The 25,267-nt window shown below is 43.7% G+C and carries 28 protein-coding genes and 2 pseudogenes; 5 read left to right on the top strand and 25 right to left on the bottom strand.

Going from position 1 to position 25,267, the window contains the following annotated elements; translation table 11 throughout:
• Window positions 1-10: 10 nt before the first annotated feature.
• From fabA to VZ94_RS23485, 4 genes and pseudogenes are all read right to left on the bottom strand, one after another.
• Window positions 11-527 (bottom strand): annotated as a pseudogene (gene fabA / locus VZ94_RS16290) (3-hydroxyacyl-[acyl-carrier-protein] dehydratase FabA).
• 73 nt (window positions 528-600) lie between these two features.
• A complete protein-coding gene (locus tag VZ94_RS33505) occupies window positions 601-822 on the bottom strand; it encodes a hypothetical protein (RefSeq protein ID WP_500684258.1) in 222 nt (73 codons plus the stop codon).
• The gene (locus VZ94_RS16285; protein ID WP_131655599.1) at window positions 737-2,278 is read right to left on the bottom strand and encodes a transglycosylase SLT domain-containing protein; all 1,542 of its coding nucleotides are present in this window, start codon (window positions 2,276-2,278) and stop codon (window positions 737-739) included. The genes VZ94_RS33505 and VZ94_RS16285 overlap by 86 nt, the downstream gene beginning before the upstream one ends.
• A complete protein-coding gene (locus VZ94_RS23485; RefSeq protein ID WP_052700652.1) occupies window positions 2,242-2,541 on the bottom strand; it encodes a hypothetical protein in 300 nt (99 codons plus the stop codon). Before VZ94_RS23485 ends, VZ94_RS16285 begins: the two co-directional genes overlap by 37 nt.
• A gap of 131 nt (window positions 2,542-2,672) precedes the next feature.
• Here VZ94_RS23485 and VZ94_RS16280 point away from each other — a divergent pair, with 131 nt between their 5' ends.
• Both VZ94_RS16280 and VZ94_RS16275 read left to right on the top strand, forming a co-directional pair.
• A complete protein-coding gene (locus VZ94_RS16280) occupies window positions 2,673-3,905 on the top strand; it encodes a multifunctional CCA addition/repair protein (protein WP_045780027.1) in 1,233 nt (410 codons plus the stop codon).
• A 67-nt stretch (window positions 3,906-3,972) separates the two neighbouring features.
• A pseudogene (locus VZ94_RS16275) lies at window positions 3,973-4,456 on the top strand (YajQ family cyclic di-GMP-binding protein).
• A gap of 458 nt (window positions 4,457-4,914) precedes the next feature.
• Here the strand turns inward: VZ94_RS16275 and VZ94_RS16270 are convergent.
• From VZ94_RS16270 to VZ94_RS29455, 10 genes are all read right to left on the bottom strand, one after another.
• Window positions 4,915-6,081 (bottom strand): TerD family protein, encoded by a 1,167-nt coding sequence (locus VZ94_RS16270; RefSeq protein ID WP_239650016.1) that lies wholly within the window; start codon window positions 6,079-6,081, stop codon window positions 4,915-4,917.
• A gap of 150 nt (window positions 6,082-6,231) precedes the next feature.
• Entirely contained in the window at window positions 6,232-7,080 is an 849-nt protein-coding gene (locus VZ94_RS23480) for a polysaccharide deacetylase family protein (RefSeq protein ID WP_052700651.1), read from the bottom strand.
• The gene (locus tag VZ94_RS16260; protein ID WP_239650015.1) at window positions 7,077-7,931 is read right to left on the bottom strand and encodes an aldo/keto reductase family protein; all 855 of its coding nucleotides are present in this window, start codon (window positions 7,929-7,931) and stop codon (window positions 7,077-7,079) included. Before VZ94_RS16260 ends, VZ94_RS23480 begins: the two co-directional genes overlap by 4 nt.
• A gap of 25 nt (window positions 7,932-7,956) precedes the next feature.
• Complete coding sequence (locus tag VZ94_RS16255) at window positions 7,957-8,883, bottom strand: ketopantoate reductase family protein (RefSeq protein ID WP_045780026.1); 927 nt, start codon at window positions 8,881-8,883, stop codon at window positions 7,957-7,959.
• The gene (locus tag VZ94_RS29470; protein ID WP_239650014.1) at window positions 8,870-9,109 is read right to left on the bottom strand and encodes an HdaA/DnaA family protein; all 240 of its coding nucleotides are present in this window, start codon (window positions 9,107-9,109) and stop codon (window positions 8,870-8,872) included. Before VZ94_RS29470 ends, VZ94_RS16255 begins: the two co-directional genes overlap by 14 nt.
• Window positions 9,110-9,144: 35 nt before the next feature.
• Window positions 9,145-9,573 (bottom strand): DnaA ATPase domain-containing protein, encoded by a 429-nt coding sequence (locus tag VZ94_RS29465; protein ID WP_239650013.1) that lies wholly within the window; start codon window positions 9,571-9,573, stop codon window positions 9,145-9,147.
• Entirely contained in the window at window positions 9,551-9,919 is a 369-nt protein-coding gene (locus VZ94_RS16245; protein ID WP_052700650.1) for a DUF2069 domain-containing protein, read from the bottom strand. The genes VZ94_RS29465 and VZ94_RS16245 overlap by 23 nt, the downstream gene beginning before the upstream one ends.
• A 4-nt stretch (window positions 9,920-9,923) precedes the next feature.
• Window positions 9,924-10,520, bottom strand: a complete 597-nt coding sequence (gene wrbA, locus VZ94_RS16240) for an NAD(P)H:quinone oxidoreductase (protein WP_045780025.1) — start codon at window positions 10,518-10,520, stop codon at window positions 9,924-9,926.
• 422 nt (window positions 10,521-10,942) lie between these two features.
• Window positions 10,943-11,134 carry a metallophosphoesterase family protein gene (locus tag VZ94_RS29460; RefSeq protein WP_239650012.1) on the bottom strand — a complete coding sequence of 64 codons (192 nt, stop codon included), beginning with the start codon at window positions 11,132-11,134 and terminating at the stop codon, window positions 10,943-10,945.
• A 116-nt stretch (window positions 11,135-11,250) separates the two neighbouring features.
• Window positions 11,251-11,439, bottom strand: a complete 189-nt coding sequence (locus VZ94_RS29455) for a metallophosphoesterase family protein (RefSeq protein WP_239650011.1) — start codon at window positions 11,437-11,439, stop codon at window positions 11,251-11,253.
• 118 nt (window positions 11,440-11,557) lie between these two features.
• Between VZ94_RS29455 and uvrD the strand changes: the two genes are divergently transcribed.
• On the top strand, window positions 11,558-13,735 hold the full coding sequence (uvrD, locus tag VZ94_RS16230) for a DNA helicase II (RefSeq protein ID WP_045780024.1): 2,178 nt from the start codon (window positions 11,558-11,560) through the stop codon (window positions 13,733-13,735).
• Window positions 13,736-13,810: 75 nt separating this feature from the next.
• Here the strand turns inward: uvrD and VZ94_RS16225 are convergent, their stop codons facing one another.
• From VZ94_RS16225 to VZ94_RS27160, 4 genes are all read right to left on the bottom strand, one after another.
• Window positions 13,811-15,475, bottom strand: coding sequence for a hypothetical protein (locus VZ94_RS16225; RefSeq protein ID WP_239650010.1), 1,665 nt, complete (start codon window positions 15,473-15,475; stop codon window positions 13,811-13,813).
• Entirely contained in the window at window positions 15,468-15,707 is a 240-nt protein-coding gene (locus VZ94_RS29450; RefSeq protein ID WP_239650009.1) for a hypothetical protein, read from the bottom strand. The genes VZ94_RS16225 and VZ94_RS29450 overlap by 8 nt, the downstream gene beginning before the upstream one ends.
• Before the next feature lie 160 nt (window positions 15,708-15,867).
• Complete coding sequence (locus VZ94_RS27165; RefSeq protein WP_338040469.1) at window positions 15,868-16,446, bottom strand: integron integrase; 579 nt, start codon at window positions 16,444-16,446, stop codon at window positions 15,868-15,870.
• 12 nt (window positions 16,447-16,458) lie between these two features.
• A complete protein-coding gene (locus VZ94_RS27160; RefSeq protein ID WP_239650008.1) occupies window positions 16,459-16,857 on the bottom strand; it encodes a phage integrase N-terminal SAM-like domain-containing protein in 399 nt (132 codons plus the stop codon).
• Window positions 16,858-16,974: 117 nt separating this feature from the next.
• Here VZ94_RS27160 and VZ94_RS16215 point away from each other — a divergent pair, with 117 nt between their 5' ends.
• Together VZ94_RS16215 and VZ94_RS23475 are read left to right on the top strand one after the other, a co-directional pair.
• Window positions 16,975-17,802: a hypothetical protein gene (locus VZ94_RS16215; protein ID WP_045780023.1), complete on the top strand. Its 828-nt coding sequence runs from the start codon at window positions 16,975-16,977 to the stop codon at window positions 17,800-17,802.
• Window positions 17,803-18,492: 690 nt separating this feature from the next.
• Window positions 18,493-19,050, top strand: coding sequence for a hypothetical protein (locus tag VZ94_RS23475; RefSeq protein ID WP_131655598.1), 558 nt, complete (start codon window positions 18,493-18,495; stop codon window positions 19,048-19,050).
• 138 nt (window positions 19,051-19,188) lie between these two features.
• On the opposite strand, the gene VZ94_RS16205 is transcribed toward VZ94_RS23475, so the two are convergent.
• The 7 genes from VZ94_RS16205 to glgA all read right to left on the bottom strand — a co-directional run.
• Window positions 19,189-20,418: a beta-ketoacyl-ACP synthase gene (locus VZ94_RS16205; protein WP_045780022.1), complete on the bottom strand. Its 1,230-nt coding sequence runs from the start codon at window positions 20,416-20,418 to the stop codon at window positions 19,189-19,191.
• Window positions 20,418-21,143 carry a 3-oxoacyl-ACP reductase FabG gene (gene fabG / locus VZ94_RS16200; RefSeq protein ID WP_045780021.1) on the bottom strand — a complete coding sequence of 242 codons (726 nt, stop codon included), beginning with the start codon at window positions 21,141-21,143 and terminating at the stop codon, window positions 20,418-20,420. The genes VZ94_RS16205 and fabG overlap by 1 nt, the downstream gene beginning before the upstream one ends.
• A 30-nt stretch (window positions 21,144-21,173) precedes the next feature.
• Window positions 21,174-21,614: a hotdog family protein gene (locus tag VZ94_RS16195; RefSeq protein ID WP_045780020.1), complete on the bottom strand. Its 441-nt coding sequence runs from the start codon at window positions 21,612-21,614 to the stop codon at window positions 21,174-21,176.
• Window positions 21,615-22,391, bottom strand: coding sequence for a beta-ketoacyl synthase N-terminal-like domain-containing protein (locus VZ94_RS16190; protein WP_338040468.1), 777 nt, complete (start codon window positions 22,389-22,391; stop codon window positions 21,615-21,617).
• Window positions 22,318-22,797: a beta-ketoacyl-[acyl-carrier-protein] synthase family protein gene (locus VZ94_RS32380; RefSeq protein ID WP_338040467.1), complete on the bottom strand. Its 480-nt coding sequence runs from the start codon at window positions 22,795-22,797 to the stop codon at window positions 22,318-22,320. Before VZ94_RS32380 ends, VZ94_RS16190 begins: the two co-directional genes overlap by 74 nt.
• Window positions 22,798-22,910: 113 nt before the next feature.
• Entirely contained in the window at window positions 22,911-24,041 is a 1,131-nt protein-coding gene (locus VZ94_RS16185) for an NAD(P)/FAD-dependent oxidoreductase (RefSeq protein WP_338040466.1), read from the bottom strand.
• Between the two features lie 193 nt (window positions 24,042-24,234).
• The coding region (gene glgA / locus VZ94_RS16180; RefSeq protein WP_045780019.1) for a glycogen synthase GlgA at window positions 24,235-25,267 on the bottom strand (1,033 nt) is incomplete at its 5' end.

Raw genomic sequence — 25,267 nt, 5'->3', positions numbered from 1 at the left:
TCCTAAACCTCTAAAAATCTTCCGTGGACGTAAATAAACCAACCCGTAAGTCGGTTGCTTCGTAAATTGCTTTACCGTCAACTTCCATTGTTGCGTCTGCAATTCCCATGACGAGTTTACGCATAATGACCCGCTTTAAATGAATGTGATAAGTGACTTTTTTTAGCTGTGGGTAAGACTTGTCCGGTAAATTTTACCTCCCCTACTCCTAACGCACGCCCTTTACCCGGCCCGCCTAACCAACATAAATAAAAGCCAACTAGCTGCCACATAGCGTCTAACCCTAAACAGCCTGGCATTACCGGGTCGCCTTGAAAATGGCAAGCAAAAAACCATAAATCGGGATGAATATCTAATTCTGCAATGATTTCGCCTTTGCCATATAAGCCGCCTTCATCAGTGATTCTAGTAATTCGATCCATCATAAGCATGTTTGGTAGCGGCAATTGCGCATTTTTCGGGCCGTACAATTCGCCTCGACCGGACATTAATAATTCCTCGCGCGTAAAACTATGCTGTTTCTCCATACTCGATTTCTACCCAAGATTAATTTTTATTATTGAACCCTATATTATCTAACAGAGCTTAAGAAAAATCAGCTCAATTTTTAGCTGCTTGCGCATCTAGTAACAACTGGCTTAGCTTTATAGTACCGTTTGACAGCTCGGCAGCCTGTAACAGATACTGATAAATCAGCGCATAAGCCAAGACTGATGTCACATATTTTCTAGTTTCCTTAAAAGGAATAGTCTCTATCCAAATATCGGCAGGTACGTTTTTTTTCTTCAGCCAACCAGCGCTTAACTCGCTCAGGACCCGCATTATATGCCGCTATGGCCGGGGCAATTTGACCGGAAAAACGTTTAATTAATTTATTGACATAATAACTACCTAATTGAATATTACGTTCAGCCAAATATAAATCAGCTACTCGTAAATTTTGCCCTAACTCGCGCGCAATTTGCTGCCCTGTTGTCGGCATCACTTGCATTAAACCTATTGCACCCGCCGAAGATAAGGCTTGGCTATCCAGCATACTTTCTTGCCGCATAACCCCATATATTAGCGCAGGCTCTAAACCGTGCTGCTTGGCATGAGTTAACACGTCAGCTTGATATTTAAATGGGAATCGTAGGTTTAAATCATCCCAATAATCGGCTTTTACCAACGTCATAATCGCAATCTGTGGCCATTGCCAAGACTGCGCCAGCTTAGCAGCAATTTGAAGCTGGGCGGGCGACAACTTGGTTAAAGCAAACCACCATTGCCGCCTCGCCTCAACTTCTCGGTTTAATGCGGAAAACTCACGTACAACTTTAAAATCGGTGGTGTTAGCTAATTGCTCTAACTCACTAAAACTAGCCGATACGGGTTTATCCGCCATTTGGTAAGGCTTACCGACTTTATCTGCCGCTAGAAAACCATAAAAACTTCTGTCTTCGGCTAATTGACGATAAAGTTCTTGGGCAGAAAGAAAATTTCCTAATGCCTCAGTCGCTCTAGCTCGCCAATAACGCCAGACGGGTTGTTGCTGCTCAACGCTAGGCAATTGCGCAATCGCTTGCTGTACCATTGACCAATTTTGTAGCGCTAACGCGAGTCTAATTTTCCATTCAGCCGTTTTTACATCAGGATGGGTTAATTGCTGCATACGCCATAACGCTCTTGGGTCTTGTTTTACTGCAAGCGCTAAGGCCACTTGATTATCGAGTTCGTTTTTAAGCGTATCGGTTAACGCTAACGCGGTCTTATGCGTTTCCCAATACAACAACGCGGCGTCTAAATCCGTTTTCAACCATCGTTTCACAGCATTAGCAGCCATGCGTGCCGTTAATGGATTGGATAATAGCCATTCTTGTTGTGTTAATAAGGCGGGTTTGTGATGTACTTTTAGCCAATCAGCCGCTACAAGCTTGTCCATAGGCTGAAAATAGCGTTGCAAGAACACCGCTAACGTCACATTATTATTAGCCAATGCTGCCTCAAACCGCTGCCAAAGCCAGTCAGGCGTCAGCTCCGGTGATGATGCAAACGCCAGCCATAACGGTTCACACGCCTTTGGCTGGCTTAACCCTTTTAACCATAACGGCTTAGCATTATTAAACGCTTGTTGTACTTGACCTGTTTGATATAAAGCCCAGTCATAATAACAAGCGAGCTCTTCATTATCGCTCGCTTGGTAATGTCGGATAACATCAAGCCATTGCTGATGTTCAGCCAAATAGCTGAGCCATTTTTCTCTTAATAACATGGCATAACGGGTATCACCGTACTGCAATAAAAAAAAGTTTGCACTTTATCAGTAAGCGGTAAATTATTTTGCAGCCATTGGTATTCTAAATAAGGGTACAGAGGATAAGTCGTCAAACGACTGGCAACTTGCCAAAATGCGGCATCGTCATGTTGCTTTAATAATTTTTCGGCCAATAAAAAATCTTGCCGCTGTTGTGTCAATAGGTCATCAGCTAACACGGGTATCGACACTGCGCTTAATGCACATAAAGCGATAACCCGACTTATACGAGTTAACAATAGCAACATAACCAACTCCGCATAGGATAAAGACTGGCAAGTATAACAGCGTTAAAGCAGTTAGAACTTGATTTAGATACAATAAGCCTTTTAATAACTGACACCCACGCTATCATCGCTAATATTCTCACACTCATATCATGGAAATATATTTAGTCGGCGGCGCTGTGCGCGATAAATTACTAAACCTTAACGTAACCGAGCAAGACTGGGTTGTGGTTGGCGCAACGCCCGAACAAATGCTCGCACTAGGTTATAAACCGGTTGGCAAAGATTTTCCTGTCTTTTTACACCCAGACAATAACGAAGAATACGCATTAGCCAGAACCGAGCGCAAAACCAGCCACGGTTATAAAGGCTTTAGTGTAGAAGCCTCCGCCGATGTCAGTTTAGAAGAAGATTTAATCCGCCGCGATTTAACGATAAATGCAATGGCGCTCAGCGCCGATGGCAAGTTGTGCGACCCTTACGGTGGACAACGTGATTTAGCATTAAAAATTTTTCGCCATGTATCGCCAGCGTTTGCCGAAGACCCGGTGCGGATTTTGCGCGTTGCCCGATTTGCTGCACGCTATGAGCACATGGGCTTTACACTCGCACCTGAAACGTTAGTGCTGATGCAAAACATGGTAAACAATGGCGAAGTCGATTTTTTAGTCGCTGAGCGTGTATGGGCGGAGCTATATAAGGCCTTGACGGAAAGAACACCAGCGGCATTTTTTACCACGTTAAGAAGCTGTGGCGCGCTCGCGAAAATCATCCCCGAATTAGATAAGCTGTTTGGCGTACCACAACCGGCGCAATACCATCCTGAAATTGATACTGGAATACACAGCTTAATGAGTCTACAACAAGCCGCTGCGTTATCTAATCAAGCTGAAGTCCGCTTCGCCGCATTAGTACACGACTTAGGTAAAGCGGTTACACCGGCTGATAACTGGCCACACCACCATGCTCATGAACAATTAGGCTTGCCGATACTTGAAGCTATGTGTAGACGTATGCGTATCCCTAATTCCTTTAAAGCGTTAGCTAGCCACGTCATGCAATACCACACCCATTGCCATAAAGCATTGGATTTACGTCCAGGTACGTTAACAGATTTACTCAGCTCGTTAGGTGCGTTTAAACCTGTGAATACCTTAGCCGAATTTTTGCTTGCCTGCGAAGCCGATGCGCGTGGTCGTACGGGCTTTGAACAACGGCCTTACCCTCAAGCGGGTTTACTTGCAAAAGCCGCACAAGCCGCTTACCTCGTGGATACTAAAGCGATAGTCAACAGCGAGTTAACCGGCCCAGCGATAGGCGAAGCGATACGGCAGTTAAGGATAAAAGCCGTCGCCGACATTATCAACGCTAATAAAGCATTGTAAAATGACTGTCATCTGTCGCATTAAGACAGAAATACTTGCCATAACGTTACCCGATTGGACTGAACCCATGCCCTCTTTCGACATCATTTCTGAATTCGATAAACACGAAGTTAAAAAACGCCATAGAGCAAACCACAAAAGAAATCACCGGACGCTTTGATTTTAAAGGCACTGAATCATCAGTAGAACTTGATGACAACAAAATCACCATGATTTCAGAATCAACGTTTCAGTTGCAACAAATCTTTAGCATTGTGTGCAACAAGCTAAGTAAACGCGGTATCGATATTGCCTGCATGGAGGTTGGCGACGCTAAGCCTAGCGGCAAACTCATGCGGCAAGAGATTACGTTAAAACAAGGACTTGACTCGGCACTACAGAAAAAAATCGTTAAATTAATTAAAGACAAAAAACTCAAAGTACAAGCGGCGATACAAGGCGACCAAATCCGAGTTACCGGTAAAAAACGCGATGATTTACAAGAAGTGATACAAATGCTAAGAGCAGAAAAAATTGAAATGCCTTTGCAATTTGAGAATTTTAGAGATTAGCCTTAGGCATGCTGGCTTACCGTAAACAACCGGTAAGCCAGTGTGTTAAGACGGGACAAATACAACGAGGAGAATGCATGCGCTAGGGTGGCTCATTCCCTGAAGCGCTCGCAGGCGTGAGGAACAAACTATAGAATTTCGCGAAATCTAACCATTTTGCTCACGCTTAGTTTATCCAAACCAAGCGTTAAGTGCGGTTAGTCAATGTAAATTTTTGTAAAGCTAATCGATAATAAACGAAGCATTAACGCTGTGCGCATCATTATCTACCCATCCTAGCCGCTTGCTATACTCTGAGCGGTCAAGCATTACAAGGACTTTTATAAAAGGTACGCACAGCATACCTTAAAACCAAACACTTAGCCGTTCGTGGTATACATTGTCAACAACTTACAGAGCCGACATAACCAGTTATCCATTATCTTATTTTAATCTGCGTTTTGAATACGCATTCGGTATTAGCTCTTAGTGCCACTCACATAATTCAAGCCCCAACCATACGCTTTATCCATAGCTTGATGACCAGAAAAATAATCAACTAATTTAGTGATACGCAGTTGCTGATTAATATTCTCCAACATTGCAATCGCGCACATAAACTGATCATTACGATGACTATCTAATCGCACTTCGATGTCAGGTTGCATTTTTGCCTTAATGGTAATAACCGCATCTACGTGTGACCAATTAGGCACGCCGTCATAAATAAACGTAAAAATCAACACCCGCTTCAGCATCGGCCAATGCTGACCATTGATGCGCAACGTTTCACCCATTAGGGATTGCCCACTTCTGTCGTCTTGGTCTAGCTCAATAAATGGAAAATGATGTAGCGCGCCAAAATGACCACCTAAAGCTTGCACTGCACCGATACTGCCATCATTAAATTCCCATAAGCAGGCCAAATCTAAATCAATACTTGCCCCCGTCTTAGTATTGCCTAAAACTTTTATCGGTGTTGAATTCCAATTTAAATTGACTATCACCTCGCCTAAGCCATCGCCTTGTTTTTCCAGTGAAATAGACTGGCCTTTCTTCTCTAACGTGATTTTGCTTAAGTTAACCGGTGTAATCTTAGCCGCCTCATCTGTTGCCGCTTCGCCTTCACCTACGTCAACACCGTAATATTCTGCCAATGGCTGTAATCCGCCAATAAATCCCTGACCTAATGCGCGAAACTTCCATTGCTGCTGATGTCGATAAATCTCTGCCATGATTAAGGCTGCTTCGTTAAACCCATGCGTATTTAATGAAAAACAAGCAAGCTCTAAACCTGTTAAAAAATCTTTCACCAACACGGTAATTGAACCTAATAAGCCAAAATGCTGGTTTTTCTTAGCTACTTGGCTGATGGTTAATACCAAGGCGATTTTTTGTAATTTTTGGGTGGTTTTGTCTAGTTGTAAGGTAAAGCGAGATTTTTGTAAATCCAGCTCAACACCTTGATCATGCCGCGTTAACTGATTGAAAAAGATAAAATCCTGATCCGAAGCAACCTTGCCGTGTTCATTTAACAAAAAGGCACTGACATCGACGGTTACACCTGGTGGACACCCGGCATAACTTACATCAACATGCAAAGCGGCTACCGGTAACACGCAATTTTTGCCCTGCAACCAAGTCAATTCGATTTATCATGATCTGTCCTCTTAGAGAGTTAAATTCCACCATCCTGTCACGAATACTCGACGAGTACGAAGCATAGCTCATCCGAAAATAGCAGCGCTCATCTTAATTTTCTTGCAACAGCGCTATTACTCTTTAGGTCTTGTAGCTCACCATGGCGCATGGCAAGTTTGGTTAATGTTAAACAGGTTTGACTGGCGCAAGGCATAGCCTAAGGGGGTTTTTGAGCCGCGCACTAAGGTATTTGAAAAAAACGTCTTAGCATCCAAAAAAACCAACCCTGCTTGCTGAAGCCTAGTAATCCATTTCTGTATACCTTCGGCTAGCCATGAGCGATCATAGCTAGGGCAACATGATAGATGTTTACCCAAAAGCTCTGCCCCATAAATCGCTTCATGAAAGACAACGCTACCGCCGCGTTCTTGCATGAGTCGCTCGTAGCACCTGTCGAATACAATTTGAGCCTGCTCAGGCCCATACCGGTGATCCATGGGAAAATAAGTGATAGGTGCTATTTGCATCGCGGGAACCTTAATTAACGCATTCACATGTGGCAGTAACCAGCCGCCGGGTGGTCGATAAACAAGGCTTCTATAATCTGGTTGATTCAGCACCTTCGCAAGTATGGCGTCGCATTCATCAATATCCCGACTCAGCGTTTGACTACCATGAAACAGCGCCAATCGATGACAATAGCCGTGATTCGCTATTACATGGCCTTCCGCAACTATTTGCCGAGTAATATCAGGTAGCGCTTGCACATGAGTCCCCACCACGCAAAAGCAAGCGCTAATATTCGCATCACTTAGCACTCGCAATAAACGTGGTGTAACATGCGCTGATGGCCCATCATCAAACGTCAGTAATATCGCGTTATCGGGTAAGGCTAGCTGTGTACGTGGCACAAGAATGGTTAGCCCTTTAGCGCAAGTTGGCAGTACCGATGCGTAAATATAGTCAACAAACCGAGAGCGCTTATTTTCTGAAATCACTGTCATAGCAACGCGATTTTTTCAATCGTTTGAATATCATCCTCAGTTAATTGCAACTCAAAACACGCTAAATCTGCCAGCATGTGCTGCTCATTGCTTGTCCCTGTGAGCGGCATCATATTCACATCTAATGCAAATTTAAAAATCAACTGCGTTAAATGACAACCTAAACGCTTAGCAATCGCTACGATAGCAGGCTGTTGCATTTCAATAGAATTAGCCGTCAATAACGAAAAACCTTGATACATAATTTGATGCTCCGCGCATATAGCACGAATATCAGCATCCCATTGTCTGCGCGCATAGCAACGATTTTGCACAAATGCAGGCTTTACTTCAGCGCGTTCTAACAACAGTTGTAATTGTTCGATACTGATATTGGACACACCCAATAGTTTGACCCGCTGCTCTCGCCACAACGCTTCCATCGCTCGCCAAACTTGCCAATCAATAGTGCTTAAACCCACACGACTATAAGGTCCATGTAACACATACGAATCAATATAGTCTGTTTGTAAGTGCTGTAACGAACTCTCAAACGATTGCTGCACTTGCGTAGCATAATCAGCAGTAACGTCGTAAGGCAAACGATGGTCTTGGCTAGATGCAAACGTAAACTTGGTTTGTAAGAATAGCTCAGAGCGTGTTAGCCAACCTTGTTGTAGCGCCGTATTAAGCGCATGACCCACACCGGCTTCGTAATAATGCTTACGTTGGTTAGCGGTATCGATGCTGCGAAAACCGGCTTTTAACGCCTTATACGTTAGCTCCTCGGTTTGCTGCTCTTTCCACGCTGTGCCATACATAAAACGTGGCATTGTGATGCCATGATGAATAAGTGTCGTGTCTTGCATCATAAACGACTCCGTTATAGGTTATAGATTACTTGCTAAGTCGCAATTCCGTGAGCTTCATTAGCGCATAAAGCGTCGCTAAATAAGGCGTTTCTATATTAGCGGCTTGTCCGGCTCTGACCGCATTACCCAAAATAGCCTCGGTTTCCATAGGCTGGCCGCGCTCATAATCCAATAACATACTGGTTTTATAGGCGGGCATCGCATGGGTATTGGCAATATTGGTTTCGATTAACTCAAGACCTAACCTATAGCCACAAGCATTCGCAACCTTAAGCACATCGAGCATAATATGCCTAACTAACTGTTCTTGTGTTTGAATAATCGCTAACGTAGATAAACCACCTGATAACACCGATAAAGGGTTAAATGCAGCATTCCATAAGCATTTTACCCAACGTTCGGCAATAATATTTGCGCTTGCAACACAGGTTGCGCCTGCTTGTTGAAATAAACCCACTAACTGTTCAGTAGCAGGGCTTACTGCATTTTTGACACTGCCTAACGTTAAACGACCATAAGCTAAATGCTCTATCTTGCCTGGTTCAATACGATTACAGCAAATAAACGCCAGACCGCTGATAATCTCATGCTCAGGAAACGCGTGGCTTAGCTCAGCTTCAATCGCCACACCATTTTGGATAAAGACAATCGTGCTCGTTTCAGCGACAACAGGCCGTAATAACTCGACACGATTTAACTCAGGCAATACTTTTGTGCATAACACGACATAATCGGCAGTATCTTGATAGTCCTGCACAGTACGCAATACCTGATGCGGCTTAAAAACGTATTGTCCCCATTGATAACTATTAATGACAAAACCCGTATTAAGCACATGTGCGTAATCGCTACGACACACCATAGCCACCTCCGCACCGGCTTTCGCCAACAAACTACCATAAAAAGCGCCTAACGCCCCTGCACCTATGATTAAAACTTTATTCGCTGGCATCGATTAAGGCTTTTTTAACAAAACTCAAGGTTAGCTTACGTTGTTTAGCCAATGAAGCATGAGCCAATTTTTCGAGCAAATCCGATAACACTACCCAATCTTTTTGGTAATGGGTTAGTAAAAACTTTGCTGCGGCTTCTGACAAATCAAACCCCATGTGCGTCGCCTTAAAACGCAACGCGGCTAAAATTTGTTCGTCGTTAAAGCTTTGTAATTTAAGCGTCAAGCCCCAATTTAAAACGTGTCGTTAAATCGTTTAAATTAAGCTTTAACTGCGAAGGGTGACAATCCGCCGCAACGATTAAAACGTTGCTTATCATGTCTAGGTAAATTAAAAAAATGAAATAACTCATGCTCCCAATTCAACATCCCTGCAATCGCATGTATGTTATCTAAACACACTAAATCATAAGTATCTAAGCCTATTAATAAACCGGCGTTATCGGCTTTTGCCTGCATTAAGTCTAAATAAAACACACTACGTTTAAGCCCATGTGCGTGTTTACAACTGGCACTTAGCAAATGGGTTTTGCCCAGACCTTCAGCACCCCATAGATAAATCAAAAAAGAGTCTAAGCCTTCAGCACTCGCGCGTAAATGATTAACGATTTCTTCATTATTTCCGGCAAAGAAACTGGCAAACGATTGATGGGCAAGAAATTCAAAGTTAACGATGAGTTGTTCGGCCATAAGAGGGTTTGCTGAAACGGACAAAAAGTGCGGCACCTATAAACAACATCAGGCTTAAAACAATTTCTAAAGCTAGATAACCGCGTTCGTTGGGATTGTAATAAAAGCTCGCGCTGCCGTGAGCAAAGTAAAGCAAGCTTATATAAGCCGCGACTGCACAGCTCTTTAACTGTTGGTTTAACAGCCCACGCATAGGTAGTAATAATGGCGTTACGCTGACTAATAAAATTAACGCAACAGGTAATGATTTAGGTGGTTGTAAAACCGTAGGCCATAACATCAGCAATAGGAATAAACCAAAAAAGCCGGTTAGCATAACGGCATAACACATTCGCGCAGGCGTCATGGTATTAACCTGTAATGGTTTGTAAACGTAACGCCATCGTCGCTAAACGCGCACCTAACGCTAGACAAAGACTTTTTTCGTGCTCACTAATGATTTCGTTATCATCGGCTAAATGACTCGCCCCATAAGGCGTACCGCCGGTGCGTGTTAAACGCAGACCTGCTTCTGAATAAGGCAAACCTAATAACACCATACCATGATGCAATAATGGCAGCATCATAGACAGTAAAGTGCTTTCATGTCCGCCGTGCATACTGCTGGTTGACGTAAATACGGCGGCCGGTTTACCGGCTAGTGCGCCACTAAACCATAACTCAGTCGTAGAATCGAGAAAATATTTAAGTGGTGCGGCCATGTTGCCAAAATGCGTGGGACTGCCAAGAGCTAAACCTGAACACGCAGTTAAATCGTCTAAGCTTACATAAACGGCACCGGCTTCTGGAATAGTCGGCGCCGTTTTTTCACAAACCGTAGAAACGTCAGGCACTGTTCTTAACACAGCTTCAACACCCGAAATCGATTCAACACCTCTGGCAATCAGTTTAGCCATATCAGCAGTTGCGCCGTGGCGGGAATAGTAAAGAATTAAAATTTTAGTCATGAGTGGCTATAGAACTCGGCGATATGTTGGCGAACGTTTAAGAGGCTATTATAGAAAAAGCCTACGCGAGTACCAACAAAACCCTCTCTGTGCTATGCCAATGCTCGGTATAAAGCGTATTTATACCGGAAATTTTAATAAATTGGTCGGTTTATTTTCTCGTTGCATTTGTTTTTGCCAATGAATTAACTGTAACGCTCCGTTATTCAGTTCAACAATCGCCGTACAACTTTCAACAAAGTCCCCGGTATTAACATATAAAAAATCATCGATTTGCTTAATCTCGGCATGATGAATATGGCCGCAGATAACACCGTCTAATCCCTCATTTTTTAAGGTATTAACAATGCTTTGTTCATAATCAGAAATAAATTGTACGGCATTTTTTGACTTTAAATTTCACATAAGCCGCTAACGAAAAATTAGATTGCAAGCCAAACAAAACGTCTAAAAAAACGCAGTACGCGGTTAACATCAATTAAAAAATCATAACCGGTAGACCCTAACTTTGCGACCCACGCATGGTATTTAGCAATCGTATCGTATTCATCACCGTGTACGATTAAAAATTTTTTACCCTCTGCCGTCTCATGCACATCAGAATTTTTGACCACAATATCGCCAAAAATATGATTATCATAGTCTCGGACATTTTCATCATGATTACCCGGTACATAGATAATCTGCGTACCGTGTCGAGCTTTTGCGCAATAATTTTTGAATTACGGTATTATGAGACGTTGGCCAATACATTTTTTTTTGATAACGACCAAAAATCGATAATATCACCTACTAAATATAATTTATCGCTATCGTTATACTTAAGAAAATCCAGTAATACGTCGGCTTGGCATTGTGTAGAGCCGATATGAAGATCAGAAATCCAAATAGTTCTATAGTGCTGAATGCTCATACTCACAGATTTTATCAAGTCAGTAATAAAAAATGCCCATTCTTAACTGGTTTTGTGACAATACGATTAAGACGCAGCCATTTATTCAATACCACTGCCCCTCACCTCAAACCTAGAATAACTCGTGGATATTACCCCTATTATCAACCCGTTAAACGACGCGCAACGTGAAGCCGTCACTGCACCTAGCCATTCTATGCTTATCTTAGCTGGCGCAGGCAGCGGCAAAACTCGCGTACTCGTCCATAGAATTGCCTGGCAAATTCAAGTCAATGGCGTATCACCGCATAATATCTTAGCCGTCACCTTTACCAACAAGGCAGCAAAAGAAATGCAGCAGCGCATACATGCCTTGCTACAGTTACCCACTCAAGCGATGTGGGTTGGTACTTTTCATGGTATTGCACACCGTATTTTAAGACGTCATTATGAATTAGCGGGCTTACCGGCGACGTTTCAAGTTATGGATACTAGCGACCAATTGCGGCTCATTAAGCGTATTCTCAATGATATGAAGATTGACGAGAGCTTATATCCTGCTAAACAAGTGCTATGGCATATTAACGGACAAAAAGAAGAAGGTATTAGAGCCAAACACACGGTTGCCCATAGCGAGGCGCAACAACAAATGTTGTTGATTTATCAAGCTTACGAAAACACCTGCAACCAATCTGGCCTGGTTGATTTTGCTGAATTGTTATTACGAATGCATGAGCTTATGCGTGATAATGCAGAATTATTAAGGCATTACCAACACCGTTTTGAACACGTCCACGTTGATGAATTCCAAGACACTAATAGCTTGCAATATGCCTGGTTACGACTGTTAACCCAAGAGCTAGACAATTTATTCGTCGTTGGTGATGACGACCAATCGATATACGGCTGGCGCGGCGCAAAAATTGAAAATATTTATGGTTTTCAACGCCATTACCCTAACCATCGCCTAGTTAAACTCGAACAAAATTATCGCTCTACCGGCCATATTCTTAATGCTGCCAATGCCATTATTCGCACTAACAGCAACCGTATAGGCAAAGAATTATGGACTGCTGGCCAGTTAGGTGAGCCATTACGGATTTATGCCGCGTTTAATGAACAAGACGAAGCTAATTTTGTATTAGACCGTATTAAAACCTGGCAACGGCAAGGCGAGCAATTAAGCGACACAGCCATTTTATACCGCTCGAATGCACAATCCCGCTTATTTGAAGAAAAACTCATGAATAGCGGCATTCCGTATCGTGTCTACGGCGGCTTACGCTTTTTTGATAGAGCAGAAATTAAAAATGCCTTAGCGTATCTACGCTTAATTGCAAATCGTGACGATGATGCCTCATTTGAACGCATTATTAATTGGCCAACTCGTGGTATCGGTCAAAGAACGGTTGATGAGCTTAGAAACATTGCTAATACTGAGCCTTGCTCATTATGGTCAGCCGGCCTTAAAGCGTGTGCCGAACAACGTTTTTCTGCTCGCACGGTAACGGCGCTTAATCAGTTTTTTAACCTTATCATGCGGTTGCGCTCAGAAACTGCCGAATTTGAGCTATACGAAAAAGTTAAACGTGTTATTGAACAAGCTGGCATGGTCACGTTTTACCAAAATCCCAAAGTTGAATCGGGTGACGAAAAAATAGAAAACTTAAAAGAATTAGTCAACGCCGCGCGCGCTTTTAGTTTAGAGCAATATCCTGATGAAGTGTTTAGCGAACTCGATATGTTTCTAGCCCATGCGTCATTAGAATCTGGCGACAGCCAAGCTGACGAGCATACTGACGCCGTGCAGTTAATGACTTTACATTCAGCTAAAGGACTAGAGTTTAAGCAAGTCTTTATCGTGGGCATGGAAGAAGGCTTATTCCCTTCACAACAATCACTAGAAGATGTCAAACGCATAGAGGAAGAGCGTCGGCTGTGCTATGTAGGCATAACACGAGCTATGCAGGAATTGTATTTAACCTATGCCGAATCCAGACGGCTCTATGGCCGGGCGACATCGGCTAACCGCTCACGCTTTATTCGGGAATTACCGGATGAATGCCTACGCGAAGTGCGTATGCGCGGCAACATAGAAAGCCAACCCATACACACCAGAAAACCACCATCGCCTTTTACCGCCAGCACTAGCCAATTTAAACTGGGACAGCGAGTGGTTCATGCAACCTTTGGTGAAGGCATTATTCTTCAAATCGAAGGCGAAGGCGCTCAAGAACGCTTGCAAATTAACTTCGCCGGAAAACAAGGTCAGCCTGTCGGCGTTAAATGGTTAATGGTGGCCTATGCTAAGCTGGAAGTATAACGCCCGGTATCTCAGCAGATCCGCTTAAAACACCATTAGGCGGTGTTTTTGCTGTTCAAGCAGATTCACACCCTTCTATTCATGTAATCTAGCTAGCAATGCCGGTTCTATCCTGCATTCGCCTAGCTCTGGATGGTCTTTAACGTGTTGCTCAAAGTCACGATAACTGGGTGCTTGAAAGGCAATACGATTTATTTTACCGGCAGAAAACTCAAACTCTAACGCACCACCTTTTGCTCTAGGACTATTAGCTTGCGTAGTAAATAATAAAATGCCGGTGTTAGCCGATGACTTGTCTAGTTGCTCTGGAATAATGCGCGCGCAGCTCAGCTCGTTAATGGCTAAACCCGACAATACCTGCGCTAATTGCTGTGCAGTAATAATAATGCCTGCACCGGGTATCACTGGCGCTTGAACGGGCGTTGGCGCAGGTGTTACCGCTTCAGGTGATGTACCCGTCGCCGATACAGGCTGGGCAACCACGACTTGTTCTGGTTCTAATAACTTTTCTAAACCGAATGCGCCTAAACGATTTTGTAACAATACCGTACCCTCGCCTTTCTCAGCACTGCTTAGCAACGGATAAAGCTGGCTTGCCATTTCGGCCGGTTGCGTTTGTTTTAAAACGGCGACAAGTTGACGCTCAATCGCTTGTAACGGCGCAAAAAACTGGGCTTTTTTCTGACTAGTATCGCCCATTTGCCCCCAATCCGTGTCATTGTTAACAAACAATCCCATCGCTTTCATCACGTTATAGTCTTCTGTCACTAAGCATTGAGCGAAGTTTTTACTGCGGTATTTTTGCAAGGTTTTAGTATTAATAGACTCGTCTTGGACTTTTTGCGCTGAAATATTGTAATTAAGCCAATCTGTGCTGTTAGCCAAGAAGTAATAAAGATAGACATTGCGGTCAAACTTGTTAAATCCTAAGTCTTTTAACACGCGTTTTAACTTACGGCATTGGCTATGCACGTCGTCGTAATTCTGCCAATCAGGCGTTAAATTAGGTTTTTCCGGATGGTTTGATTGCTCAATCAATTGCTGCAAATTAATATCACCGGACGCAGATTTGACCGGCGTCGCATTGATTTCCGCCCATGACAAATCATGTGCGTCAGGAAGGCCATTAGCATTCGTCTTTAAAAACAACGAAGGCGTAAGTTCAGGGTAAAGCCTTAATTCACCAAATGGCTTAGCTTCTTTGCCTAATAGACTGAGTCCTCCTTCAGCCACGACATTAATTTTGAACACCGTGTCTTTTAACGTGCCGGTGGTATTGGTGTAACTAACAAACGGCGGCATAGTATGCGATTCGGTGCTTTGACTCACATTAGGTGACGTCGCGCTGGTTGTTTGATTTTGTGGGTTGGCATTAAACCATTGCCCAGCAACTTGGCCGAGTACCGCAACGCCCATGCCCACACCGGTAAACGCTAACAAACTACTGGCAGCAGTGACATTTTTAACCACTTTAGCCGTATCAACATCGCTACTGCTATAAGCATAAAGACTGTAATCAACCGAGGTGTCTTTGCCGACATCTAAACGCAACCAAGGCGTTAAATACAGCTTTTTAGCATCGAAGGTGTAATTACAACTCCCCGCCGTGGTTTGATAAGAATAGCCTGGTACTTCATTGCTAAACTTTAGCCGAGTATTTTGCACTTTAAAAATTAGCGCTGAAGACAAGTTATTTTTTTTAAACGATGAAGACAAGTTATCACATTCTTGCTTAATCACGTTTTTGCCCTTTTGCCTCAAAATCCGACACTAAGCGCACATAGAAATCATCGCCGTCAATGCTGGCAAAGCCTGGTAATGCTTGAAAAGAACGCGTATGCGTCGCTTGTTTATTATCGGTATTGGTCTCAGCGTCAGGATAATCCACAGCAATTTGTTGGGTTTGGCATCCGGTCAAAATCACGGCAATGCAAACGTTAAGTGTAAACAATGGGCGGCGAGGAATAAGCATAGGATTTGTCTAGCAAGAGGGTGATAGAGAGCAGTAGCAATTAGTTTAACTAGGTGTTTCTTCAAGCAGTAAGCTGTAAAGTACAAACGTAACGGCCTAAGCGGTGCCAAGTTTAACAGAAGTTGATTAATCCTCCAGTATATGAAACGCTGTAAAGCTGTTACAACACATCCAGCGGACTATTAACGCCTTTGCCGCCTTTATTCAATACATGCGTGTAAATCATGGTCGTAGACACATCGCTATGTCCCAATAACTCCTGTACTGTGCGGATGTCATAGCCAGATTCTAATAAATGCGTTGCGAAAGAATGCCGCAGGGTATGTGGCGTGGCGGGCTTAGTCAAACCAGCATCACGCACGACTTGTTTGATTGCCCGTTGAATGGCTTGCTCCTGTACATGGTGACGCCGCGTCTTGCCGCTGCGCGGGTCTACCGACAAATGTGCGGCAGGAAATACATACTGCCAACCCCATTCTCGTGCCGCATTGGGATATTTACGCTCCAGAGCAAATGGCAAGTACACTTCGCCAAAGCCTTGCGCTGAGTCACTGTCATGCAACAACTTCACCTGTTGCAAATGTGTCTGTAAAACCGCCACCAGCGTCGTTGGTAACATCGTCACTCTGTCTTTATGCCCTTTGGCATCACGAATTAAAATCTCACGCCGCTTAAAATCCACATCTTTAACCCTAAGCCGTAAGCATTCTAAAATCCGCATCCCCGTGCCGTACAACAAGCTGGCAACCAATCAATGCGTACCCGACAGCCTCGATAAAATCGCTTGCACCTCATCGCGATTTAACACCACCGGCAAGCACTTAGGCGTTTTAGCCTGCTCGACATCATCTAGCCAAGGTAACTCGATTTCCAGAACCTCTCGGTAAAGAAACAATAACGCGCAACGTGCCTGGTTTTGTGTGGACGCCGACACTCGACCAGCCACCGCCAAATGCGTTAAAAACTGGCTCACCTCGCTAGCCCCCATCTCGCGCGGATGCTTTTTACCAAAATGCAAAATAAAAACGCCTAATCCAGTCCGTATAAGCTTGTTCGGTGCGGATGCTGTAATGCTTAAAAACGTCATTGCCCGCACCTGATCAAGCAACTTAGGCGGCTGTGCAGAAAAATTCTGTGATGTATATTGCATTAATTTTAGGATGTGCTAAATTTTGCTAGAAATTTTAAATAAATAACATTTTATTGATTAAAAAGTATTTAGCCAACGGTGTAATGTAATGTTTTGCGTCACACGGATGGCTAATTTATGTTGGGCGATCTGAATCTTCTTGCCTCATATATCATGCAAAAAATACAAATTACCAGCTTAATAGGCAATACATTACGAAATAATCCGCACATGGCGTTGTCAGCTCTTCTGTTCATCACGGGAATTTGTTTTCTTAACTCAAAATTTTCAATGATTTCTGGGGCGTTATTCGGCGCTGGAGCATCATTGTTGGGGGCGTGGGTTACAGAAATAAATAAAAGACGCACTGACACCGAGGATAAAAAGAGGCGCGAATCAGACGCGCGTAAATATTTAGCACCAGAATTAAAACGGACAATTGATAGAGCTCTATTTATTCATCAACGAGCTGTTGCGAATTTTTCGATGGCTTCTAGCGAGTACACGGGTCATCAATTTTCTGAGCTTAATGATTTACAAAAAGATTTTATTCCGTACATGCCAAGTCTTTATCCAAATTCGCCACAATTTCAAAATTTATCAGGTGATGATGCAACAACACTTGTTTTTTACTATGATTCTCTTCATGCCTTGGATAAGGGAGTTATTGATTGGTGGAATAGAGAAGGTCAATTACCTGTAAATATCTTTCTTTGTATTTTGACTCTGGTGGATGAAGCTTTAACTCTTGCTGAATCTTGTATCAAAAATTTTGATTTAGAAAATCTTTATCCTCCAAAATATGAATCACACCCTACCCTTTCTTCAAAGGTAGAAACATCTAAAAAAATTCAGAAAATGTACGAGCGGTTCATATCAAAAGATGTGAAGAAAAATTCTCTCGGGAAAAAACATAGCTTAACAAGTCGGTTAAAGGGACGAGCCGCCCGTTTGGTAGTTTTGTAGTTTTGTTTTTTATCAAGGTTCGGCGGCTTCGTTTCGCTTCCGTTAGCGGCTCGCCCCGTAACGCTAGATCACACAAACGAATAATCTAATGCCAATCTTCTCTGATTTAGAAAAACAAGCAGTTTGCCCTCATACCACCAGATCCAAGAAAGTGATTTGTGGCCAAAAAACGGGGGATACTGTGTGTAATGAGTGTGGCGAAACATTTATGCCAAGTAAAAAAATTGTCCCTCCTGAGTTTCGAAGCACTATGATTACCTCAGTCCATGCACTGATGGTTGCATTGCGAGTAAACAGCAAACTAAAGCTGACTCAAAATTGCAAAACCAAATAGGGTGACAATTACCGTTGGGCACTAGTAGATGAAACTGGTGAATTAGCTTTACCGGTTCATTCGGAAACAGCTAATTCGGCCATATCATCCGGTTACGTTAAGCTCTAACATGACAGGGACGCGCCGCCCGTTGGTGGTTTTGGAATTTAGGTTTTTATCAAGGTTCGGCGGCTTCGTTTCGCTTTAGTTGGCGGCGCGCCCCGTAACGTTAAGCGATTAACTCATTCTGGAGAAGATATATGACAAATTGCAATAATCAAAATCGGCTGGTGTCCGTGTTCGATGACCCGCCACGGAGCAACGTCCTACTGCTCTCCTGCATGGATCAGAGACTTCTGGACGATACGGTTCGATTTATGAACGAACTGAATCTCCAAAACCGATATGACCAAGTGGCTTTAGCTGGTGGCGCAATGGGCGCACTTCAGCTACTTAACCCGAACTTGCCTCCGGCAAAACGGTGGCAAGGAGTATTTGAAGCGCATCTCGCTACAGCGATCAATGTCCTACACCGTCCAATCAAGGACGTTTTTTTGCTCGATCATTTGGACTGCGGAGCTTACAAGTACTTGCACCCTGACCCCGATATTCAGGCGAAGTATCGAAAAGCCGATCTCTGCCAAATGGTTCCCCTTCATCAAAATGAATTGAAAAATTTCGCTTGCGAGGTGAAAAAGTTTATAGCGTCTGAGCACAAAAAAGCCGAGGATGAGTTCGACAAGGCTCATAGCGCGTGCGATAGCAAGGAACTGGACAAAGAGGGGAAGCAGTGCTGGGATTACGTCTCGAAACTGGCTTGGGAGAAGGTCGAAGCTTGGCAGAACATTCGGGTGTCCTACTTCGTTATGGATTTACTTGGCAAGGTTAAACAGCTTGATGTACCAAATGGGCAGAATGCCACGCTTCCTTATTAACAACCCGTAAGTCGTATAGATGTAGGTTGGATTCGCCGATAGGCAATCCGCCAACTTCGGGGCACACCGATGGCGGTTTGCCTATCGGCGAAACCACCCTACGACCAGATATCAAGCCAAACAGATAGCTGTTACGGGCTAATCCGACCTTACAGCACGGAAAATCAGCGACGTGTTAATGCCACCAAAAGCAAAATTATTGCTCATAAAGTAATCGCATTGAAGCGTGCGAACACCGTTTTGAATATAATCCAACTCAGCACAGCGTGGATCAATGTGTTCTAGGTTAACGGTAGGGTGAAACCAACCTTCGTTGGTCATGTGTATCCCAGTCCACGCTTCAATCGCACCGCAAGCGCCTAACGTATGACCGATATAACTTTTCATTGAGCTAATTGGCACATGCGCGCCTAAAACCGCTGCCGTCGCTTGGCTTTCGGCAATATCACCTAATTCCGTCGCCGTGCCATGCGCGCTGACATACCCAATCGTTTCTGGGCTTAACTCGGCATCTGTTAGCGCTAATTGCATAGCGATTTGCATACTCGCTTGGTCAGGCTGAGTAACATGCAAACCATCGCAATTGGTGCCAAAACCAACGATTTCAGCATAAATCGTTGCGCCTCGGCTTAAAGCGTATTCTCTTTCTTCGAGAATCAACGTCGCCCCACCCTCACCGACCACTAAGCCATCACGGTCTTTATCAAAAGGACGTGGCGTTTTACCCGGCTCGTTATTGCGCAAAGATGTCGCAAATAAGGTATCAAAAACTGCTGCTTGTGAAGCCGATAATTCATCAGCCCCACCGGCTATCATGACTAACTGTCGGCCCTGTTTTATCGTTTCATAGGCATAGCCTATGGCTTGGCTACTCGATGTACACGCGCTAGAAGTTGGGATAATGCGTCCTGTCACACCAAAATGTAGACTGATATTAACCGCGCACGTATGACCCATCATACGAATATATGACGTTGCATTTAAGCTACCGCGATTATGGTTGATGAGCATTTTAGTAAAATCAACTAAGCCATCAAAACTACCTGAAGAGCTACCATAAGCAATGCCGGTTTGACCGCTTTTTAAAATAGGATGCTCAAGCAAACCGGCATCTTGTAAAGCCAGCTCTGTCGCATAAGTGCCTAACAGTGCTACCCTGCCCATGCCTCGTATTTGTTTTCGGGTGTAATGCGCTGGTCGTGAAAACTCAACTGGGGCGGCGAGCTGAGTGTTTAAGCCTTGGTATTCCTGCCAATCAGGCATGTGCTGAATGCCGGTGACCGATTTTTTTAGGCGTTCTGATACGCTTAACCAATCATTACCAATCGGTGTTAGCGCCGCCATGCCGGTTACAACAACGCGTTTCATTAACACAATCCTCCGTTTACTGAGAAGACTTGCCGCGTAATATAAGCCGCATCGTCAGACATTAAAAAAGCCACCATCGCGGCGACTTCACGCGCTTTGCCCAAGCGTTTAAGCGGAATGGCTTTCGTCATTTCATCCAGCGGTAAACCGTCTAACATATCGGTTTCTATCAACCCTGGCGCTACGCAATTAACAGTAATATTGCGTTTAGCCAGCTCTATCGCTAACGCTTTGCTAGCGCCAATAATGCCTGCTTTGGCCGCGCTATAATTAACTTGTCCCCAGTTGCCCATTTGGCCTGAGACTGAAGAGAGTGTCACAATACGCCCTGGCTTACGGCGTTGAATCATAGGCATAACTAAAGGCTTTAACACATTATAAAAACCATCGAGATTAGTATGAATCACCTTATCCCAATCGGTATCCGTCATGGCCGGAAAAACCGTGTCGCTGGTTAAGCCTGCATTACAGACCACACCGTAATAAGCACCATATTGACTTATGTCTTGCGTCAGTTTCTCCGCACATTGTTGGCGGTCGGCCACGTCAAACTGCACAATACGCGCTTGTTGTCCTTGAGCGTGTATAGATTCAGCCACCGCCTCGGCCTCAGCTTGACGCTGCCGGTAATGTAAGACTAAATCAAAGCCTTGCTCGGCTAAATATAACGCTATCGCTTTGCCTATACCGCGACTAGAGCCAGTTACTAAGATTGTTTCTGCCATTGCGTGTCTCTTCTAGGTGAAATAGTGCGACTAATCGATAACTACTCGGTTTTTTTCTGAACTAGGCTGGTATACGTTTAAATTAGCCTGAACGAGTAAATCAGGTGCGGTAATTTGACAGGTATAAATACCTAATCCTTGCTCATCAATCACTTTTTCTGCGCGCACTGTTAAACGCGCACCAACTCGAAAACTCGATTGATTAGTCGTATACGAACGTGTACCTAACAAATAGCCAAAATAACTTCGTCTACCGGCTAATTTATCCATCATACTACTATGCGCCGCAATAGTTTGCGCCATATACTCAAGCCCAATCCAGGCTGATAATTCTTCACCATTACCACCAAACAAGCCATCATCGCGTACCACCACTTCGCACACCATCGATTGCTCATCAAACGTGACAATATTGTCTAATAACATCATTAGCCCACTATGAGCTAACAATTCATCTACGGTGAATTCCATTTAACTACGTTCCAATACAATAGAAATATTATTGCCACCAAAAGCAAACGAATTACTCAAACAAGTGCTTACAGGACGCCCTAAACTTTGGCCTAACTGAACAAAATTTAATGGCGGAAATTCCGGGTCGATAACGTCATCGTTAATATTCGGCGGTAGTGAGCCGTTTGTATCATTATCCGTTAACAATAACCAACAAATCCCCATCTCTAGTGCCGCAGACGCACCTAACGCATGTCCCGTCATGCCTTTAGTTGAGCTTACCGCTATCGATTCTGCAAAAACTTTAGCAACACTACGGCTTTCCATAGCATCATTTAGACGCGTAGCCGTACCATGCAAATTAATATAATCAATGTCACTCGGTGTTTTTTGCGCATCCTGTAAGGCTTGCTGCATAGCTTTTATCACGGTTTGACCATCAGGCGACGGCGCAGAAAAATGATAGGCATCGCTACTCGCGCCTATGCCGGATAAACGCACAGGCCCTTCTACTTTACTCAATACAAAAAGCGCTGCCGCTTCAGAGATATTAATACCATCTCGGTGTTGACCAAACGGCTTACACCAACCCTCAGCAATCGACTCTAACGCCGCAAAACCATGCAATGTAAAATGGCATAAGCTATCAGCACCGCCTACAATCACGGCATCGCAAATATCTAAGGCAAGCAAACGACGCGCCGAGGCTATTGCTCTAGCGCTAGATGAACAGGCAGTAGAAACCGTATAAGCAGGCGCTTTTAAACCTAAATAATCCGCTAAAAAAGTCCGCACCCGCACCCAGTTGTTGTTGTTTAAAATGAAAATTATTAGGCAGCGCTCCTGTTTTAGCTTGCGTTGCCAAAGCCAACTCGGTATTTCTTACGCCTGAAGTGCTCGTACCAATAACAACACCGATCCGATTCGCACCGAATTGACTCAACATGTTATCCACTGTAGTTTGAATCTGCGCTAACGCTGCTAATAAAAGCTGATTATTACGGCAATCATAAACAGCAAAACGCTCATCAATACGAGGTAAATCCGCCTTAACTTCACCTACGATAACCGGTTTAGCTAAACGAAATTGTTGACTTTCAGCTAAACCAGAACGGTCACCTAACAGCAAACGACGATAATGCTCCGCTTTAGTATTTCCTATGGCAGACACCACACCTAAGTCATTTAAAAATAAAGCCATTATTTGTTAAGCCGGAGAACGGCATAATTCAACTAAAGTATTAAGTCGTGCTTGAGATTGTTTAACATAAGGATTCGCCTCATCCCAGACATAACCAGCCAAAATTGAACAAATCATGGCTTTAATATTCGGTTGTTGCTGAGGATGAAACAACACATCTTGTAACGTGCTGTTATACCAGGCGGTAACATAGACGCGGAAGGTATCGACACCTTTTTTTTTAACGGCATAGCATAATCGCGTTGCCAATCGACTGCATGACCTTGAAATTGACGATTTAACACATCAGCCGCTAAACTTGCCGATTTCATCGCTATCGTCACACCTGAAGAAAACACCGGGTCTAAAAACTCTCCGGCGTTCCCTAATAATGCATAGCCATTACCGACTAACGAGCTGACATTAGCGCTGTAACCGGTAATCGTATTGACTGGTGTATCAAAACAAGCATTGGCTAATAAACGAGATAAACGCGGCTCTTGTGCGATTAATGTGTGGAGCACCGCTTGCCAATCGTTACCAATTTGCTCAAAAAATGCTGTCTCACCGACCACTCCAAGACTGCAACGCCCGTTGCTAAAAGGGATTAGCCAATACCAGACTTCAGCATTTTCTGGATGCACGACAATCCAAATTTTCTCACGATTATAACTACTATCACTGATGCGATCTTCCAAATGGGTGAATATCGCTTGACGAACAGGAAAACCTGACGGCATTTCTAGCGCTAATAAGCGCGGTAATACCCGACCAAAACCACTGGCATCTAATACAAAATCAGCCTCTAAGCGATACGTGTCTTGGCTTTGTTCATCAATGACAGTTAACACTGGTTTCGCTGCTGAAAAATCAGCCGCTAATACTCGTTGTTGCCAACGAATATCAACACCTTGTCGTTGCGCTTCAGATGCTAACAACGCATCAAACCTAGCGCGTTGAACTTGATAGGTATAGGTAAATCCAGTTGAAAATTGGTCGGAAAAACAAAATTCAGAATACTGACCATGATACAAAAAAGCCGCTCCGGTTTTTAACTGAAACCCAGCGGCTTGCAACGCTGGCAACATACCGGCCTGCTCAATAAACTCCATACACTGCGGCAATAAGCTTTCACCTATGCTAAACCTGGGAAACGTTTCTTTTTCCAGAATTATAGCCTGATGACCTTGTTGCTGTATTAAAGCGGCAGCAATACTACCTGCAGGCCCTGCACCAATAATAACAACGTTTTTACCTTGCGCCATAGCAACTCTTTTTCCTCAACTGAGCAACTGAACCGCGCGAAGTATAGCGTAGATGCCCATGTAAACCTAGTTTGATAACAATCGATGCCTGATGTATATAGGCTAAGATGTCGGCAAAATGCTGCAAGATATGTTGCTTTAGGTTGGGCTGTTATTTGAGATTAAAAGACAAAACGTCAATATCACTTTAGCGCTATAACTCATCATACAAACGCAAATACTGTTCAGCACTATTACGCCAAGAAAAATCTTTTTTCATCGCAGTTGCTTGCATTTGCGCCCATACTTTTTGATCTTGATAAATCCATAACACGCGTTTTATCGCCTCCATTAACGAACCTGAACTGATGTCGCCAAATACAATACCACTGGCTGTTTTATCAGCAACATTTTCCAACGTGGCATCAACCACAGTGTCCGCTAAGCCACCGGTTTTACGAACTATCGGAATAGTGCCATAACGCTGGCTATACATTTGGTTTAAACCACAAGGCTCAAATTTAGAAGGCATTAAGAAAATATCAGCACCTGCCTCGATTTGATGCGCTAACGCTTCGTCATAACCGAGCGTTAACGCAAATTTGTCAGGATGTGCCTCTGCCACTGCTTGCAAGCGCTGCTCAAAAACCTTATCACCCGCTCCTAATAACACCAACTGCAATTTCATTGCCATCATTTCGGGCAAGCAGTCTAATAATAAATCAATACCTTTTTGCTCAACTAGCCGACTAATCAATGCAAACATCGGTATACGTTCTTCGGCAGGCAAACCAAAGCGTTGCTGTAATTCGGCTTTATTAATTTTTTTGTCAACTAAGCGAGTAACAGTAAAGGTTTTTTTAATGTATTTATCGGTTTCAGCCCCCCATAACTCAGTATCAATACCGTTAATAATGCCTGTTAACGCGTTAGCACGATATTGCAATAAGCCTTCTAAGCCATAGCCAAATGCCGGTGTCTGTATTTCAGCAGCGTAAGTTGGACTAACCGTCGTAATCCTATCCGCAAAAGCCAAACCGCCTTTGATAAACGACAACATGTGATTAAACTCTAGCCCATCAGGATGCCAAAGTTTGCCTGGCAAGTTTAATGTATCGACTTGACTCGCAGGAAATAAACCCTGATACGCTAAATTATGAATCGTAAAAATCGTCGCAGGCCGATTAGTTTCTAAAGACAATAAAGCGGGAACTAAACCGGCTTGCCAATCGTTACAATGAACAATA

The sequence above is a fragment of the Methylocucumis oryzae genome, from assembly GCF_000963695.1.
Classification (GTDB): domain Bacteria; phylum Pseudomonadota; class Gammaproteobacteria; order Methylococcales; family Methylomonadaceae; genus Methylovulum; species Methylovulum oryzae.
Note: the sequence above shows the minus strand (reverse complement) of the source record. Positions and strands in the feature narration are given on the sequence as shown.

Bases quoted from the DNA above. Each gene is read 5' to 3' on its own strand.
- VZ94_RS16215 (WP_045780023.1), top strand. From the start codon at position 16,975: ATGTTGGGCGATCTGAATCTTCTTGCCTCATATATCATGCAAAAAATA.
- VZ94_RS16245 (WP_052700650.1), bottom strand. From the start codon at position 9,919: ATGACGCCTGCGCGAATGTGTTATGCCGTTATGCTAACCGGCTTTTTT.
- VZ94_RS23480 (WP_052700651.1), bottom strand. From the start codon at position 7,080: ATGACAGTGATTTCAGAAAATAAGCGCTCTCGGTTTGTTGACTATATT.
- VZ94_RS16195 (WP_045780020.1), bottom strand. From the start codon at position 21,614: ATGGAATTCACCGTAGATGAATTGTTAGCTCATAGTGGGCTAATGATG.
- VZ94_RS16260 (WP_239650015.1), bottom strand. From the start codon at position 7,931: ATGATGCAAGACACGACACTTATTCATCATGGCATCACAATGCCACGT.
- VZ94_RS33505 (WP_500684258.1), bottom strand. From the start codon at position 822: ATGCGGGTCCTGAGCGAGTTAAGCGCTGGTTGGCTGAAGAAAAAAAAC.
- VZ94_RS23475 (WP_131655598.1), top strand. From the start codon at position 18,493: ATGAACGAACTGAATCTCCAAAACCGATATGACCAAGTGGCTTTAGCT.
- VZ94_RS23485 (WP_052700652.1), bottom strand. From the start codon at position 2,541: ATGTTGCTATTGTTAACTCGTATAAGTCGGGTTATCGCTTTATGTGCA.
- VZ94_RS27160 (WP_239650008.1), bottom strand. From the start codon at position 16,857: ATGCAATATACATCACAGAATTTTTCTGCACAGCCGCCTAAGTTGCTT.
- VZ94_RS16255 (WP_045780026.1), bottom strand. From the start codon at position 8,883: ATGCCAGCGAATAAAGTTTTAATCATAGGTGCAGGGGCGTTAGGCGCT.
- wrbA (WP_045780025.1), bottom strand. From the start codon at position 10,520: ATGACTAAAATTTTAATTCTTTACTATTCCCGCCACGGCGCAACTGCT.
- VZ94_RS29450 (WP_239650009.1), bottom strand. From the start codon at position 15,707: ATGCTTATTCCTCGCCGCCCATTGTTTACACTTAACGTTTGCATTGCC.
- VZ94_RS29465 (WP_239650013.1), bottom strand. From the start codon at position 9,573: ATGGCCGAACAACTCATCGTTAACTTTGAATTTCTTGCCCATCAATCG.
- VZ94_RS32380 (WP_338040467.1), bottom strand. From the start codon at position 22,797: ATGGCTTTATTTTTAAATGACTTAGGTGTGGTGTCTGCCATAGGAAAT.
- VZ94_RS16185 (WP_338040466.1), bottom strand. From the start codon at position 24,041: ATGGCGCAAGGTAAAAACGTTGTTATTATTGGTGCAGGGCCTGCAGGT.
- VZ94_RS16205 (WP_045780022.1), bottom strand. From the start codon at position 20,418: ATGAAACGCGTTGTTGTAACCGGCATGGCGGCGCTAACACCGATTGGT.
- VZ94_RS16280 (WP_045780027.1), top strand. From the start codon at position 2,673: ATGGAAATATATTTAGTCGGCGGCGCTGTGCGCGATAAATTACTAAAC.
- fabG (WP_045780021.1), bottom strand. From the start codon at position 21,143: ATGGCAGAAACAATCTTAGTAACTGGCTCTAGTCGCGGTATAGGCAAA.